Raw genomic sequence first — 16389 nt, forward strand, 5'->3', positions numbered from 1 at the left:
TTATTCTCCGTATATATTTAGTGAGAATCCTTTTTCTAAAGCTTCTCTAGCATATTCTTGTGCTCCAAATAGAGATAAATCTTTGTAATTTCCACACTCTACAGCAGTAGCTGCTGGTATTTCTTTAGCATCTAAAACCATTTTTAATGCTTTTTCTAACCCTTCTTTTATAACTGCTGGTTCTACATCTCCCCATACTATTAAGTAGAATCCTGTTCTACATCCCATTGGAGATAAGTCTATTATGTTATCTATTGTTTCTCTTAAATAAGTAGCTAATAAATGCTCTAAACCATGCATAGCAGCTGTTCCAAATGTTTCTGCATTTGGTTGTAAGAATCTTATATCAAACTTACTTACCATATCTCCTTTTTCTCCATTTAATAAACAACACTTTCTAACATAAGGTGCTTTTACTTTTGTATGATCTAGTTTAAAACTTTCTACTTTTTGCATTTTAATTCCCTCCGATACTTAAATTTTTTATATGATAATATTATACTTCATAATAAGGATATATTATCAAGTTTTACATGATATTTTTATTTATTAAATTAATTTTTTATTAAATTTCTAAATATTTTATATTAATTTAAGCTTTACTTCAAAAATAGTTCTGCTACTATTACTTTCAACTTTGATGTTTCCCCCATGTAACTCTACTATATTTTTAGCTATAGCTAGTCCTAGTCCTGATCCACCATCATTTCTATTTCTAGATTTTTCTACTCTATAAAATCGTTCGAATATATGAGGTAAGTCTAAAGAAGGTATTTGTTCTCCATAATTTATAATTTGGACTATAGCCATATTATCTTGTTTTCTTGTTACTATATCTATATATCCCCCATCTTTACCATATTTTATCCCATTGCTTATTAAATTTTCAAATACCCTTACTAACTTATTAGCATCTGCATTTATTATTAATTTATCTTCAGAAAAATCAGTTCTTCCTTTTATATTATTTTGCTTAAATTCATACTTAAATTGTTCTGCTATTTGTCCTAATAATTCTACCAAATTTATATTGATTTTATCTAAACTTATAGTATTATTTTGCATCTTTGTAAGTTCAAATAAATCATTTATAAGAATGCTCAAGCTTTTAGATTTTTCGTATGCAATCGTCGTATAGTATCTAAGCTCAACTTCATCTTTATATCTATCATCTTCTATTAAACCTAAATATCCTATTATAGATGTTAAAGGCGTCCTTAAGTCATGCGAGACATTTGTTATTAAATCTGTCTTAGTTTGTTGTGCTCTTCTCTCTTCTATTGTTATATTTCTCAACTGTGAAACTATACTGTTAATATTATTACCTAATTGCCCAACTTCATCTTTTGATACAACTTGTATAGTTTGATTTAAGTCACCGTTAGCCATAATATTAGTTGTATTTATAATTTCACTTATACTATCAATCTTTTTCTTCATAAATATAATATATATAGGTATGGATATTAGGAGAATTAGTATTATATAAATTAAATCTCCTATATAATTATTCTTTGCATATAAAAATTCGTTTACTACATTTATAATTACTTGGGGAATCTTTGCATAACTATTTATATACATATCTACTAATATAAAATAAGTAACACCTATTATACTGCCACCTATTACTATGCTGATTATAAAATATATTACAGGCTTAAATGCGTATTCAAATAAAATTTTTTTATTTTTCAATTTTGTAACCTACTCCCCATACAGTGTGTATTATTTTATTATCTACATACTTTTCTATTTTTTCCCTTATTCTACTTATATGAACCATCACAGTGTTATTAGATTGGTAGTATTGTTCTTTCCATACTTTTTCAAAGATTTCTTCTGTGCTAAATACACGCCCTTTATTACTAGCTAATAGATATAAGATATCAAATTCTCTAGATGTTAAAGATATTTCACTTTCTCCAACAGTAACCTTATGCTTACTTTTATCTATATTTAAATTTTCTATTGTTATTATATCCTTACTATATTTTGATTTATTATTAAAATAATACGCCCTTCTAAGTAATGATTTCACTCTAACTGCAAGCTCTAATGGATTAAATGGCTTTGTCATATAATCATCTGCCCCCGTCATTATACCTTGAATTTTATCCATATCTTCAGATTTAGCACTTAGCATTAATATAGGAATATCTAGTTTTTCTCTTATCCTTCTACAAACTTCTATTCCGTCTATACCAGGCATCATTATATCTAGTATCATCAATTGTATATCTTCTTTTTCTACTATATTTAAAGCTTCTATTCCATTTTCAGCTTTTATTACATCATATCCTTCATTTAATAAATATATTTCAATAAGATTTCTAATTTCTTTTTCATCATCTACTACAAGTACTTTATTTTTCAAATTTCATCATTCCCATCTGTATAATTTGTTTTTATATAATACTTCTACATTATTCGTTAATGTTTCACATAAAACAATTATAATATACTTTTATCGATTTAATTTAATTAATTTTGCTAGCTGTGTACTCTTCTAATGTAGAATTATTTTCATATATTTCTTTAGCTACTTCTTTCCCTACATATCTTATATGCCATGGTTCATATGACTTACCTGTTATATCTTCTTTTCCTAATGGGTATCTTAATATAAACCCGAATTTATGAGCATTCTCTGCTAACCATATAGCTTCTTTCGTACTACCTACAAACCATCTATCTTCATTAGTCACGTCTATACATAATCCAGTTTGATGTTCACTACTACCTGGCTTAGCCACATATTCATTAGCCTTTGTTAATCCATCCGAAATAACCTTTTTAGTATATATATCTTTTTGAGTTGCATAAGATCTATACGCTGATGTACCTAAAAAATTAATTCCTTCTTCTTTTGCTTGCTTAAATAACTCCTCTACTGCTTTTGACGCAACCTCTTCCATTTGTTTTTCTTCATTAGTTGCATTATCGATAAAAGGAATGTTTGGCACATCACTTTTATATGGTTTATAGTTTTCATCTAACTTATTATCATTGTTTACTAATAGCGTGTTTGTTATAATATTTGAGTTACTTTTATTTAATATTTTTTCTTGTGTTGATGTTTTTCCTGGCATTAATATTTTTACTAAAATAATTGTAACTGCTACTATTATTATAATGGGTACTATAACCCTAAATTGTTTCATAATCTATCTTCTCCTTTTAACCTTAACTACTACATTTTCAATGAAATTGTAGTGAATTTTCATAGGTTTATTTTAAAAGATAGATTTTAAATAACTTATAAGTAATTCTTAAGAAATCTTAAGTTTATTAAATTTTGATGGAGGACACAAATATGACTATGCAAAAACTTCTTAGTAAAGCTCGTCAGGCTATACAAGATTTTGATATGATACAAGATAACGATAAAATAGCAGTAGGACTTTCTGGAGGAAAAGATAGTTTAACATTACTTCACATACTGAAAAACTATCAAAGATTCTCACCTCAAAAGTTTGAATTGATTGCAATAACGCTAAACCCTGGTGGTGTAGACAATTCACCATTATACAAACTTTGTGAAGATTTAGATGTAGAATTTCATGAAGTTCAAACTAATATAAAAGAAATTGTATTTGATATAAGAAAAGAGAAAAATCCATGTTCATTATGTGCCAACTTAAGACGTGGTGCGCTAAATGGTACTGCTAAAGAACTAGGATGTACTAAGGTTGCGCTTGGGCACCATAAAGATGATGCAATAGAGACATTTTTAATGTCTATGCTATATGAAGGAAGAGTTAACTGTTTTTCTCCAAAGACGGTTATGGATAAACAAGATTTAACAATAATAAGACCTATGATTTATATAGAAGAATATATGACAAAAAAGGCTACTAGAGAATATAACTATCCAGTTATAGAGAATCCTTGCCCTGCTGATGGTCATACTAATAGACAAAATATAAAAGAACTTGTTCAAAGATTAAATAAAGAAATGCCAGGTTCAAAAAAGAACATATTTGGAGCTTTAAATAATCCTGATAAATTATTTATATGGGATAAAGAAAAAATAAAATAAATATAAAATCTTAAAAATATTATATATCTTAGGTATCAATCTATGAATTAATATTATATTATTCAATTCATAGATAATACGTCAAAATGACTTAAATTTTATTTTGGCGTATTTTTTTATCTATAATAATTGTAATATTATCTCATTGAAGTTTTTTATAGTACCTGAATCGTATAATTAAATCAGATAAATATATAAATAAAAAAGACACTTATGATACGCTTAGGTAACCGACTAAGATCAACAAAAGGATGGTCAAAAATGTATTTTAATTATATTAACATAAATTAGCTATAGTAACTCTAGTAGAAAAACACCAAATGAAGTTATGAAAAAATGAACTGTTTTGAAAATAATTAACTCATCATCCAAAACAATTCATTTATATTTTATAAATTTTTATTAGTTTTAAGCTACACTAAACTTCCATAAATCCTTAGTTTCCTTCATGAAAATATCTATATCCCAAGTTTTATTGCTTTTTTCTTTACTATCAGGATCATTCACTATTATATTTCCATCTTTATCTACGCCAGTTAAGACTATATAATGTCCTTGAGTTGTAAATGTTCCTGGACCCATAGTTGCTATTATTGGCTCTCCTTTTTTAAGAGTAGATATAATTACTTCTTTGCTTAAAGGTATTTCTTTGCCCTTTAGTCCAAAGTTGCTTACTCCATCAGTCATTAAACTCCACTTAGAGCCTATACCCTCTACATAGTACCCTCTATCATAAGCAAAATCTGAAACTACCTTTGGATTTATGTTTGTATTTCCTGTAAGACCTACCGCAACCATCGCTAAAGAAGTTGATCCACATCCATCAATTGCAATAAAGTTAGAACCATATTTATCGTATCCCCATCTTTCGTCCCATTGAAGGAAAAGTGGTATTTCACCTTTTTTGTAATCATCTTTTACAGATATTTTTTTATTTATTTTTGAATCATTGTAGATATAATCCGAAACAAAGTCTATCGTTTCAGGCTTTTTAGCTGCTAAATCTAATAAATCTTTAGGATACAAATCTATATTATTTAATATCTTTTTTACTTTTGGGTATTCATTTGATTCTTCTACTAAACTAATTATAGTTGGATCATTTGAGTTTAAAATTTCTTTAGATATTAATTCATCACCTTTATTTCCAGACATTGTATGCTTCCCCAATATGGCTACTAAACCTATACCTAATATAGCCGCTACGCCTATAATAGAATATTTAACATTCTTCTTCATCACTCTTTTTTTCTTCTTTTTATAGACCATTATGTCATTCTCCTTTTGATGCATATAGAAAACATCTAAAAGCTACCCTATATAGGTTTATTCTATACTTCATAGTTTCCAGGTGTTTTATTTTTACTATAATCTTAAGTCATTCAGCTATTTTCTAGTTGTATCAAACAACTTTGAGCATAATCACCTTCTAACATATTAACTAACTTGTCCATGTTCTTTAATTGAGCTTTATCAATTAATTCTGTAGTAATCTTAGATATTAAGTTTACAGTAGATTATATAAACTAATATCCTTTAGCTTAAGGTTCATCTCTTATTCTATATAACTAAATTACAATATATATTATAATCTATATTTTATAAAAATTTTATTAAGTAATTATCTGCATTATCATATTCCACAATGCTTATAAAGTAGTTTATTATTCAAAGTTACAACACCATCATTTTTGATATATCCATTAACGAAATTATATGTTAATATAATACCTTAATACAATTCTATAACATATTAATAATCAAAAAAGACGCTTATGATAAGCTTAGTTAATCAATTAAAATCAACAAAAGGAATATCAAAAATGCATTTTAACCATACTAACATAAACTAGCTAGCAAATCTAGAGGCAAGTTATTACTTAGGTGTAAAAGAGAGAGGCTTACTTCCAGTTACTTAGTGAACCATAGGTAATTTTCCTTATGTAAATTAACAATTTAGGATATAAAAATTTCTTTATCAATTAAACTTATAACTTAAGAAAATATAATTTTTATAACAAAAAAAGACTGTTTCCGTTACAGTCTTTTTAAAGGGCTATTAAAATTTTTATCAAATACTATTTAAGGGGGGTTAGTATTTTTTTAGTTATAATTCTATATTTAGAAGGAGCATTAAGTATAGCTCCTCCTTTTATGTCAAATTCTTAAATGTCAATTTTTTATGTCCGTCCCTAATGCATATATCATCTTATGTCATTTCTTGTTGCTTATGTATACAATGTACTATATTTTTGTATAACTGTCCATAATACAAAATATTTTTTATATAAAATTTACTTTTTATAACAAATTTAGTTTTTTGTATAAATATTATATAAATTTATATTTTAAAAATCCTTGTAATGAATAAGTTCATAGAAATGCATTTAATATAACCGCTATGAACTTTGCTCCTTAAGAAATTGGATCTGAGATTCAGAAACATATACCAGATTTTGAGCTTAGCTATAATGTAGACCCTATACGTCAATCTATTGCAGAATCTTGGCCTAATTCTATAGATTCATCTTGTGCAGTAGCAGAATGGGGATTTAAGTTCGAACATAATTTAAGTAAGATGACATCAGATATGCTTAGTAAATTATCATCAAAATAATATATAATACGTTTATATAAAATATATGTAATTATTTACATTCCATAGATTCTATCAATAGGAATTTAAGGTGTTTAAAGATTATTCCTATTGATAAAATCTATTTTTTTACTTTTTTAAAAAAAACAATTCTATATACATTATTATGGTTTTATTGTTTATTTAGATATACCTTCCGTTCTATATCCAATTTCTTTATTTGCTAGCCTATATGCTTCATTTATCATGTCCTCTTTAGACATGCTATTACCAATTAAACTATCTATGGTTATTTGATTTCTTTCACTAAAATATTTATCTAAAAGTTGATTTTCTATATCCTCTTGTTCGGCCACATCTCCTTCGTGTAGTATATACTTCACATTTATTCCATTTTCATTTAATCTTCTTCCAACTAATATACTCCTATGACATCTGATTGGATCTTGCATTGCCCCTAAAAGAGCAATTTTATATCCTTTTTTACACCCATCTTTTATTCTCTCTATCCCCTTTTTAAATATATCTTCTTTGCTTACTTTCTCAAAATCAGCAAATCCTTCTCTATTATAAGATTCTTTTGATCCTCTCCTAGCTCCAAATTCTTTTCCCATGTATATATATATAAATCCTTCTTTTCTTAAAGTTTTACAAAAATCTTCTCTATTGTATTGAATATTATACCTAGAATATGGAGTTTCTCTAATATCTACAACACAATTTATATTGTATTGATTTAACATATCTATAAGCTTTTCAATTGGATAATTAGAGTGACCTATCGCAAATACTTGCATAACTTCACCACCTTTTTTAATGAACTTTTACTTATATTTATATCCAAAATGAATTTATATAAATTCTATTATTTTAAATTAACTATTTAAATAATTAGTGTTTTTTATTATTATATCTCATAAACAAAAAATGATAGTCTATTGATGATTGATTTAATCTCATAGACTATCATTTTATTATTATATTTACTTTATATCTTTATAAGTTTAATCTACCTTCTCTATAGGTTTCGAAACTAACAAAATAACTTGAATCATTGTAGTTATTAATGATGTTTTTCTTTTATAAGCCATATATCTTCCATCCCAAGAATCACAGTATTTTTCTTTGAACTTCTTTAGACCTTGGAATGAATAGAATTTATGTCCATGTGAATATACCTTGGCAGCTATCTTCTCACCTAGAAATGCATACTTTGATATACCTACATTTGATAATGGAGCCATACCCATATTAAATCTTGAGTATCCATTTTCTTTTCCCCACTCAAATAGATTAACGAACATGAAGTCCATTATTCCATTACAAGTTTCATGTGAAAAACGCATTAAGTCTATCGATAAAGTTTTATGACCATCATACATCGGCATAAAGTTAGCAAATCCCTTTATTTCACCATCTTTATTTTTAACTATAGATATTGGATTTCTACTTAAATACTCTACATCGAAAAATCCTATTGAGAATCCTTTTTCTTGTCTTCCACATAGCCATTCATCAGATACAGCTTTTATACTATCCATAAATTCATCACTGAAAGGAGGCTTTACAACTTCAAATGTATATTCTTCTTTGCTAACTCTTGATATAGCATTTCTTACACTCTTCATTTTTCTTCCTTCTAATGTAAATTTATTTAAATCTACAGCTGCCTCTTCTCCTAATTTAAAGAACTCATATCCTGTTTCATGAAGGTATGGAATTAATTTATCATCTATAGCACAGAATGTTGGTATATATCCATATTTATCAGCTAACTCATAGAATTCCTGAATAGTATTAAATATATTTTCATCATTCCCTACTGGATTTCCTAATATAAATATCTTATTAGCATAAGTTTGATATTGTATTAAAACATCCTTATCTTTATTTATATAAACATACTTATCATTTAAATATATAAAGTGTATTATAGATGTCCCGCCAAATTTATTTAGTATATTTTCTACATCATCTTTACATTCTTCTAATTTCATCTTAGGGAATTCATTTTTACCATTCTTATAATATATAATACATAAGAATAATATGGCTATTATAAATCCAGCTATACTTAAAAACATTACATTTGATGATGCATTTGAAAATTGTATTTGATATTGAGTAAAAGGTATCTTTCCTACTTTTCCATGAACGCTTGCGTAGAAAGTATATAGATATAGTATTAAGAAAGATAGCAATATTATTACATCTTGTATAAATATTCCCCAACGCATTACAAAACTTTCTCTATAAAATTGTTTTTTACCAAGCCAAATTATAAGACCTACTATTACTAAATACAATGCTCTACCATAGTCCGTTCCTTGTGCGAAAGTCACCCCAATACATAAGGCAACTATTATTAAAGTTAATTTATAAATATTTTTTGATTTATAAATTAATAATCTAGACATAGCTATAAGTAAAAATCCTAATACTATGGCAAATTTATCTGGTATATATATTATTGATAGATGTGAGACTCTACTTATTATATTTATTTTATTTATAACTTCGGGAATAGCTTCTGATATTAACAGAATACTTCCTGTTAATAGTACAATAAGTACTATACCTATATGAGCCATTTTTGATAGTATAGTCATTACTATATCTCTTATATCATCATCTACAGTCTTCCACATTACATTTCCATATAAAATTAATCCTATAATTAATGGAACTATATAATAAGAAATTCTATATAGGAATATAGCTAATAAAACTTTCTCTGATGGAACATTTAAAGCTTGTAATCCTAGTATCATTGTCAAATCAAAAGAACCAAGTCCTCCTGGTGATAAACTTACAATAGCCACTATAATTGCTAGTACAAATACCGGGAATAATTTCATAAATGATATATTTGCATCTAGTACTAACATGATAGAGTATATTAAAACTATAGTTGTTAACCATTCTAATGCTGATATTCCCATTATAGTTACCGCATCTTTAATATCTTTTCTATCTTCATCATTTCCCTTAATAAACTTATATATGAAGTATATTGATATTGCCGGGAAATATATACTTATTATTAAAGTTAATATGCTTGTCCAATCATTTAACTTTAATGACTCAAAATTAGTGATGGCATATATGAAACTTACCATCGAAAAACCAGTTAAATTTAAAGCTACTATTTTTGATATCTCTTTTACAAGTAACTTTTTGTCCTTCACATAATTACCATAAAAATTACTCTTTAATGCTATGGCTGTACTTCCTCCAAATCCAGCTATACTAGCAATTGAACTAGCTATCCATGAGAATTTATATAACTCCCTGTTATCTAAGTTGATATTCACTCTTCTTTTTAGTACAAAATCGTAAAGACTTAAAGGAAGATATGAAATAATTCCTAAAAGTATTATTGTTATTGAGTTTATAAGCGTTAACTTATCTGCATATAGTTTAAATGTATTCATATTAAATGAAGAAACTACACTGATAAACTCTTTCATAACTATAACAAATATTACTAATGCTATTAAATACTTTAATGTATTTTTTAATTTTACTTTATTTATAATTATAATCTCCTCCTTTTATATTTCTGATAATAAGGCTATTTTACCATACTTTGACACAATATATCCTTACATTCTTCTTTATCTTATATAACAGATTTGTAAGAATTTAAATTTATTGTAAAAGTTTTGCCTGACAATATATATTATTCTACAAAAAAAAATAGATATTTAAAATCTATCCCTTTTTATTTTTAATAAACTTCTTAATACTATTGCTTTATATTACTAATAATATTAAATATTCATACTATTTGTTAATAATATAAATTTTAAAGATAACGGATTTATAGTTAACAATCTTTATAATAATTCCTTACATAATTCTTGTAAATACTTTTCAAATCTTATATTATCTTCTTTCTTCCTTTTTGATGGACCCTTTACTCGAGCACCTGAGCTTCTTAGTTTTTTTGATATATGTCTTGTAAATAGTAATTGGTCTATATTTTCATTTGTATATACTCTTCCATTTTGATTTATTGGGTATCCTCCCTTTGAAAGTGCCATTGCAGCTAAACCGTAATCTTGAGTTACTATTATATCACCCTTATTTACTTTATTAACCAAAGAAAAATCTACGGAATCTCTTCCTTTTGATAAGACTATAGTTTCTACATTATACTTATCAAAGTTATGTGATGTATCACACATTATTAATACTTCTATATTAAATTTTTTAGCTACTTTTATTGTTATATCTACAACTGGGCATCCATCACCATCTATTAATATTTTCATAATTTCCCTCTTCTCTTTTATATGTAATACTACTCTATAGTATTTTACTTTATAATGTTTATTAATTACAAAAAAAGATGAACTAATTTTTAAATTAGTTCATCTTTAAATTAAATTATTTTTATATACCTCGTAAATACTAAAAAATTATTAATTATATTAAATTTATTATCTGTTTTTTATCTTCTATCTGATTTGAGTTAAATGTTGCTTTTATAATTAATGGATCCCCTCCTAGTATATATATTTTCCCCGTAAAATATAAGGCTTCATCTATATCATGTGTTACAAATAAAACTGTTCTAGTTTCTTCTCTCAAAACATTTTTGAAAGCCTTCATAATGTCATTTTTATTTTTTATATCTATCGATTTAAAAGGTTCATCCATTATTATAAGTTTTGATGGTTTAGCAAATGCTCTAGCGATATTTACCCTTTGTCTGATTCCACCGCTTAAACTTTGAGGATAATAGTTTTCAAAATCCTGTACTCCCACCAAGTTTAAGTATTTTTTGCAAATTTTGTCTAACTCACCTTTTTTATAGTCATTTTTTAATATTAACTTCAGATTTTCCTTTACTGTTAACCATTCTACAAGCCTATCCTCTTGAAATATGTAACTTATACTATTTGTATTTATACCTTCTATTTTTCCGCTATCTTTTTCTACTATATTGCTAATTATTTTTAGTAATGTAGTTTTTCCGCATCCTGATTTCCCTAATATAGTATTTACTCTATTTTCCTTAAATATAATATTAAAGTCTTTAAATATAACCTTATCATCATATTTCTTATATAAATTTTTTATCTTTATATCCATACTACACTCTCCATTTAAAGGACTTTTTAGTTATAAACTTATTAAGTATATCTAAAGCAAATGAAATCATTGCTATGATTATTATCCATGCAAATATAGCTTCTGTATTAAAATTCATTTTTTCATATTGAATTACTGTTCCTATTCCATACTTTGGTTGCCCGTGAACCTCTCCTGCTATAACCACTTTAAAAGCCAATGAAAATGTAGACACTAATAAATTAGTAACTTGAAACTTTATTAATGGAAAGTAGATATATTTAAGTTTGTCTATTTTTTTTACCTTATAGATGTTTGTCATCTCTATTATGTTTTTATCAACTCCTAAAATAGAACTTAATACACCTTCATATAATATGGGGAAAACTATAAATATCCCAACTATAAAAGGTGCGTTGTCCTTATCAAACCATATAAGAGCCAATACTACTAAAACCATAGTTGGGATAGATGTTGATAAAGCATTTACGGGTTTTAGTATGTTTCTAAATAAACTACTTCCTGAAGAAACTATACCTAAAAATATTGAACTTATTAAAGCTAATAAAAAACTTACTATTGTCCTGTAAGCAGAGCTAAGCACATTTATAAAAAAATCTTCACTTTTAAATATAATTAGAATATTAGCTAGAACCACTTCTACTGTAGGTAAATATATCGGATTATCTATAAGTGTCGCTAATATTTCCCAAATTATAATTAATAATATACAAGATGCAAGTATCTGTAATCTATCTTTCCATAAAAATTCCTTCATCTGGTATATTTCCTCCTAGTGACTTTGGATTTGAGTCGAATAGCTTTTTATAATAGTTTTTGTATATATCCTTGCTATCTTCTATAGGTACGAATTTAAGATTTGCTCTTTCAATAGATTTTACAATTATAGGTTTCTCTGTTGAAACTTCTATTTCTCCACAGTATGTAGCAAGTTCTGATGGGTTATCATTTGCCCATTCTATCCCTTCTTTAACATTATCTAAAAATTTATTAGTAAAATCTTTATTTTCTTCTAAAAAACTATTCTTAACTATAATAGTTGCTTGAGGATATCCATATTCTGAATCTGCTATTTCTTTATATTCATCATTTAAGCCTTTAAATATTTTCACATTTTCTTTTTTAGTCATGAGAGCACTAAGAGCTGGTTCTGGTACTATTGCTGTATTTTCTTTACCAGACACTATCATTGGTACTAATTCACTTGGTGAATTTACATAGCTAAAATTAACATCACCTTCAGTATTTAATCCCTTTTCAGATATTATATATTGTGCTGTTATGTCTGGTGTTAGACCCTTACCTATGTTCATAATATTTTTTCCTTTTAAGTCTTCATAATTATTTATATCTTCTGTTGAAACTATGTAAGATGAACCAAACCCTGTTGTTCCTGCTATTTGGTAATTCTTTGTTTTGTTATAAACTATAGATGCCATATTAGATGGTACTATAGCTATATCTGGTTCTTCTTTCATAACTGTTGTTGAAAGAGTTTCTGATGTCTTTTCTATCGTATATTCAATTTCATAATTTGACTTTATTTCTGGTTTCTCTTTTATTAATTTAGCTATTGCTATTGTTGGTAATCCATCTGGAGATACCACTTTTACAACCTTCTTAGATGTTTCGTCTTTAATACTTTCTGATTTTTCTTTATCAATAGATGAACAACCTGACAATACCCCCATTGCAATTATTCCTGTTGATAAAATACTTATAAACTTTCTCATATCTAATCCCCCTTTTTTATAAATTCCCTATAACACTTATTTGTTCAAATAAATTCTGTCAACTTTATCAAATATTTAATTTTTCTATCCTTTATATTTTCTATATTTATAATTAATTTACCTTTTATCATATTCTTTAGCTTATTAATTATTCGTCAAGTAATATAGCAACTATTCATTTTTATTCTATTATTCTTAAAATTACGAAAATATAAGATTTCTAATTATTTTGTTTAGATTAATTTTAAGTTGGTATTTATATTAAAGTATTTAAAATATAATTTATACTTAGGGAGATGAATTAAAGATGAAATCTTTAAAAGGAACTAAAACAGCACAAAATTTAATGAATGCATTTGCAGGAGAATCAATGGCTAAAAACAAATACCAATTCTATGCTAAAATAGCTAGAAAAGAAGGATTTGCTCAAATTGGAGATATATTTGATGAAACTGCTCAAAACGAAGAAATGCATGGAAAAATATTCTTTAGATACTTATTAAATGATTTCACTAAAGAGGATGTTCAAGTAACAGGTTCTTATGGGGTAGGTATGTCTAGTACTTTAGAAAACTTAAAAACAGCAGCAGCTGGTGAAAATGAAGAAGATACTCTTTACCTAAAATTCGCTGCAGATGCTAGAGAAGAAGGATTTGAAGAAATAGCTGCTTCTTTTACTCATATTCATGGAATAGAAGCTCATCATAGAGATAGATTCTTAAGATTAGCTAAGAATATAGAAGAAAATAAAGTATTCGAGAAACCAGAAGTTAAAGAATGGGTATGTACAGTATGTGGATATGTTCATTCAGGAACAGAAGCTCCACAAGTTTGTCCAGCTTGCAAACATCCACAAGGATATTATGAAATAAAAGCTGAAAACTTCTAAGGCTAAGTATATAAAAAAGGTTAAACACATATCATTTATCAATAATGTGTATTTAACCTTTTTTATATTTCATAAATTTTTACTTTCTATACTACTTTATATCGTTTATTCTAACACAAAAAAGCCAGGTATTTTACCTAGCTTTTTTGTGTTTAAAATCTATATACTATGCTTTTTTTACAACGCTAGACTTTAATTTCATAGCTCCAAAACCGTCTATTTTACACTCTATATCGTGTCCATCAGCTGCATCTGGAACTAAACGTATACTCTTTACCTTTGTTCCTATTTTTATAGAAGATGAACTTCCCTTAACTTTAAGGTCTTTAACTACTGTTACAGCATCTCCATCTTTTAATACGTTTCCATTTACGTCTTTTATTACAACTTCTTCTTCAACTGAATCAGTTGGATTCCATTCATATGCACACTCTGGGCAAACTAAAAGATTTCCATCTTCATATACATACTCTGAATTACATTTTGGGCAATTTGGTAAAGTTTCCATAATATTATTTCCTCCGTTCAATATAGTTAATTTTTTTGCTCATAGGCTATATAATATCATAGTCTTCTCATATTGACAAATCTTCATACCGACTAGGCTCAAAGTTAGTATTTATCCTTGCTAATATAATTATTTATTGATCACTTAATACTGTCTATTTTAATATTTTCTGATAAGTATCAAATGATTAATACTTTAAATCTCAAACTAATATAATTAAACATAGAATTACTTAACTAATAGAAATAATTTTACTAATACAACTTAGCTTCACTAAGTATTCTATTATAATTTCTACTTATTAGAATTGTAATTTTCACATTAAAATAACAATGTGATTTTTAGATAAATAATTTGGAGGATATCAATATGAAAAATAAGATTTTTAATGTTTTATATAATACAATATTTCGTAATCATAATAAAAACAATATAAAAATAAAGTCAATAGCATCAAGACAAATTCCTTATGAAATTGAAGTTATCGCTGAAAATTTATATGTACCTTGGGCTATAGATATAAGCAATGAAGGTAACATATATTTTACAGAAAGATCTGGTGCTGTTAGAATTATTGAAAATGGGAAACTTAATCCACAGCCACTCATCACATTTAGTTCTCCCTTTGTAAGTCAAGGAGAAGGAGGATTAATGGGTATAGCCCTAGATCCAAACTTTTCAAATAACCATTATATTTATGTTATGCATTCATATCTAGAAGCTAATCAAATCTATAATCGTATAGTTAGGTTAGTTGAAAACAATAATATAGCATCCATTGACCAGATTATACTGGATAAAATCCCTGGAGGAAGTATCCATAATGGAGGAAGAATAAAGATAGGACCAGACCAAAAATTATATATAACAACAGGAGATGCCGGAAATCCTGCATTAGCACAAGACCCTACAAGCACCGCTGGAAAGATACTTCGAGTAGAATTAGACGGAAGTATTCCTAAAGGTAATCCAATTATTAACTCTCCTATTTATAGCTTAGGTCATAGAAACCCTCAAGGCTTAGCATGGAATTCAAAAAATGTATTGTATGCATCAGAGCATGGGCAATCAGCGCACGACGAAATAAACATAATACAACCAGGAACCAATTATGGGTGGCCTATCGTTCAAGGAGATGAAGAATCTACAGAAGTTATAACACAAAAACCTTTGATACATAGCGGTGAAGTTACATGGGCTCCATCTGGTATCACCTTCGTAAATCAAGGACCATGGGAAGGAGAATTACTCGTTGCTACTTTACGTGGACAACAGTTGCTTGGTATTTCGCTAAATGGAAAGGGAACAGTAGTTAAGAATGTAGAATCATGGCTAAAAAATGAATATGGACGTTTGCGTGAAGTTGTCCAAGGAAAAGATGGTTCAATTTACCTTGCAACAAGTAATAAAGACGGTAGAGGGAATCCTGATATAAATGATGATAGAATTTTCCGCCTCACTCCAAAATAAAAACACAATTTCTAAATATACTTTCTTATGGCATAATCAAATTATTTTCTA

The 16389-nt window shown here is 27.0% G+C and carries 15 protein-coding genes; 3 read left to right on the top strand and 12 right to left on the bottom strand.

The features are described 5' to 3' along the window. The 4 genes from I1959_RS11800 to I1959_RS11815 all read right to left on the bottom strand — a co-directional run bounded on the left by I1959_RS11800 (window position 1) and on the right by I1959_RS11815 (window position 3164). Window positions 1-456 carry an S-ribosylhomocysteine lyase gene (locus tag I1959_RS11800; RefSeq protein ID WP_092921587.1) on the bottom strand — a complete coding sequence of 152 codons (456 nt, stop codon included), beginning with the start codon at window positions 454-456 and terminating at the stop codon, window positions 1-3. A 126-nt stretch (window positions 457-582) separates the two neighbouring features. Then, entirely contained in the window at window positions 583-1698 is a 1116-nt protein-coding gene (locus tag I1959_RS11805; RefSeq protein ID WP_195238376.1) for a sensor histidine kinase, read from the bottom strand. Beyond that, a complete protein-coding gene (locus tag I1959_RS11810) occupies window positions 1688-2377 on the bottom strand; it encodes a response regulator transcription factor (RefSeq protein WP_092921591.1) in 690 nt (229 codons plus the stop codon). Before I1959_RS11810 ends, I1959_RS11805 begins: the two co-directional genes overlap by 11 nt. A 103-nt stretch (window positions 2378-2480) precedes the next feature. Then, window positions 2481-3164, bottom strand: coding sequence for a M15 family metallopeptidase (locus I1959_RS11815; RefSeq protein ID WP_092921593.1), 684 nt, complete (start codon window positions 3162-3164; stop codon window positions 2481-2483). A 152-nt stretch (window positions 3165-3316) separates the two neighbouring features. Between I1959_RS11815 and I1959_RS11820 the strand changes: the two genes are divergently transcribed. Then, window positions 3317-4042 (top strand): tRNA 2-thiocytidine biosynthesis TtcA family protein, encoded by a 726-nt coding sequence (locus I1959_RS11820; protein WP_330405538.1) that lies wholly within the window; start codon window positions 3317-3319, stop codon window positions 4040-4042. Between the two features lie 408 nt (window positions 4043-4450). Here I1959_RS11820 and I1959_RS11825 read toward each other — a convergent pair whose 3' ends face one another. From I1959_RS11825 to I1959_RS11855, 7 genes are all read right to left on the bottom strand, one after another. Further along, window positions 4451-5311, bottom strand: coding sequence for a C39 family peptidase (locus I1959_RS11825; protein WP_195238377.1), 861 nt, complete (start codon window positions 5309-5311; stop codon window positions 4451-4453). A 1506-nt stretch (window positions 5312-6817) separates the two neighbouring features. Then, on the bottom strand, window positions 6818-7435 hold the full coding sequence (locus I1959_RS11830; protein WP_195238378.1) for a DUF488 domain-containing protein: 618 nt from the start codon (window positions 7433-7435) through the stop codon (window positions 6818-6820). Between the two features lie 207 nt (window positions 7436-7642). Beyond that, window positions 7643-10183, bottom strand: a complete 2541-nt coding sequence (gene mprF / locus I1959_RS11835; protein ID WP_330383664.1) for a bifunctional lysylphosphatidylglycerol flippase/synthetase MprF — start codon at window positions 10181-10183, stop codon at window positions 7643-7645. Window positions 10184-10477: 294 nt separating this feature from the next. Next, the gene (locus tag I1959_RS11840; RefSeq protein WP_195238379.1) at window positions 10478-10915 is read right to left on the bottom strand and encodes a YaiI/YqxD family protein; all 438 of its coding nucleotides are present in this window, start codon (window positions 10913-10915) and stop codon (window positions 10478-10480) included. A 154-nt stretch (window positions 10916-11069) separates the two neighbouring features. Next, window positions 11070-11738, bottom strand: a complete 669-nt coding sequence (locus I1959_RS11845) for an ATP-binding cassette domain-containing protein (RefSeq protein WP_166506144.1) — start codon at window positions 11736-11738, stop codon at window positions 11070-11072. Between the two features lies 1 nt (window position 11739). After that, window positions 11740-12495, bottom strand: a complete 756-nt coding sequence (locus tag I1959_RS11850; protein ID WP_195238380.1) for an ABC transporter permease — start codon at window positions 12493-12495, stop codon at window positions 11740-11742. Continuing rightward, the gene (locus I1959_RS11855; protein ID WP_195238382.1) at window positions 12470-13471 is read right to left on the bottom strand and encodes an ABC transporter substrate-binding protein; all 1002 of its coding nucleotides are present in this window, start codon (window positions 13469-13471) and stop codon (window positions 12470-12472) included. The genes I1959_RS11850 and I1959_RS11855 overlap by 26 nt, the downstream gene beginning before the upstream one ends. Before the next feature lie 307 nt (window positions 13472-13778). On the opposite strand from I1959_RS11855, the gene rbr reads away from it, so the two are divergent. Then, a complete protein-coding gene (rbr, locus tag I1959_RS11860; protein ID WP_195238383.1) occupies window positions 13779-14360 on the top strand; it encodes a rubrerythrin in 582 nt (193 codons plus the stop codon). 166 nt (window positions 14361-14526) lie between these two features. On the opposite strand, the gene I1959_RS11865 is transcribed toward rbr, so the two are convergent. Continuing rightward, the gene (locus I1959_RS11865) at window positions 14527-14868 is read right to left on the bottom strand and encodes a zinc ribbon domain-containing protein YjdM (RefSeq protein ID WP_166506148.1); all 342 of its coding nucleotides are present in this window, start codon (window positions 14866-14868) and stop codon (window positions 14527-14529) included. Between the two features lie 369 nt (window positions 14869-15237). On the opposite strand from I1959_RS11865, the gene I1959_RS11870 reads away from it, so the two are divergent. Next, window positions 15238-16338, top strand: a complete 1101-nt coding sequence (locus I1959_RS11870) for a PQQ-dependent sugar dehydrogenase (protein WP_195238385.1) — start codon at window positions 15238-15240, stop codon at window positions 16336-16338. The last annotated feature ends 51 nt before the right edge of the window (window positions 16339-16389 follow it).

Origin of the sequence: Romboutsia sp. 1001285H_161024_C4 (assembly GCF_015550185.1) — a bacterium.
GTDB lineage: Bacteria > Bacillota > Clostridia > Peptostreptococcales > Peptostreptococcaceae > Romboutsia_C > Romboutsia_C hominis.

Excerpts from the sequence above, each read along its gene's own strand:
- I1959_RS11830 (WP_195238378.1), bottom strand. The coding sequence starts at position 7,435 with ATGCAAGTATTTGCGATAGGTCACTCTAATTATCCAATTGAAAAGCTT.
- rbr (WP_195238383.1), top strand. The coding sequence starts at position 13,779 with ATGAAATCTTTAAAAGGAACTAAAACAGCACAAAATTTAATGAATGCA.
- I1959_RS11800 (WP_092921587.1), bottom strand. The coding sequence starts at position 456 with ATGCAAAAAGTAGAAAGTTTTAAACTAGATCATACAAAAGTAAAAGCA.
- I1959_RS11825 (WP_195238377.1), bottom strand. The coding sequence starts at position 5,311 with ATGGTCTATAAAAAGAAGAAAAAAAGAGTGATGAAGAAGAATGTTAAA.
- I1959_RS11815 (WP_092921593.1), bottom strand. The coding sequence starts at position 3,164 with ATGAAACAATTTAGGGTTATAGTACCCATTATAATAATAGTAGCAGTT.
- I1959_RS11850 (WP_195238380.1), bottom strand. The coding sequence starts at position 12,495 with ATGAAGGAATTTTTATGGAAAGATAGATTACAGATACTTGCATCTTGT.
- I1959_RS11865 (WP_166506148.1), bottom strand. The coding sequence starts at position 14,868 with ATGGAAACTTTACCAAATTGCCCAAAATGTAATTCAGAGTATGTATAT.
- I1959_RS11855 (WP_195238382.1), bottom strand. The coding sequence starts at position 13,471 with ATGAGAAAGTTTATAAGTATTTTATCAACAGGAATAATTGCAATGGGG.
- I1959_RS11840 (WP_195238379.1), bottom strand. The coding sequence starts at position 10,915 with ATGAAAATATTAATAGATGGTGATGGATGCCCAGTTGTAGATATAACA.
- I1959_RS11870 (WP_195238385.1), top strand. The coding sequence starts at position 15,238 with ATGAAAAATAAGATTTTTAATGTTTTATATAATACAATATTTCGTAAT.
- I1959_RS11820 (WP_330405538.1), top strand. The coding sequence starts at position 3,317 with ATGACTATGCAAAAACTTCTTAGTAAAGCTCGTCAGGCTATACAAGAT.
- I1959_RS11845 (WP_166506144.1), bottom strand. The coding sequence starts at position 11,738 with ATGGATATAAAGATAAAAAATTTATATAAGAAATATGATGATAAGGTT.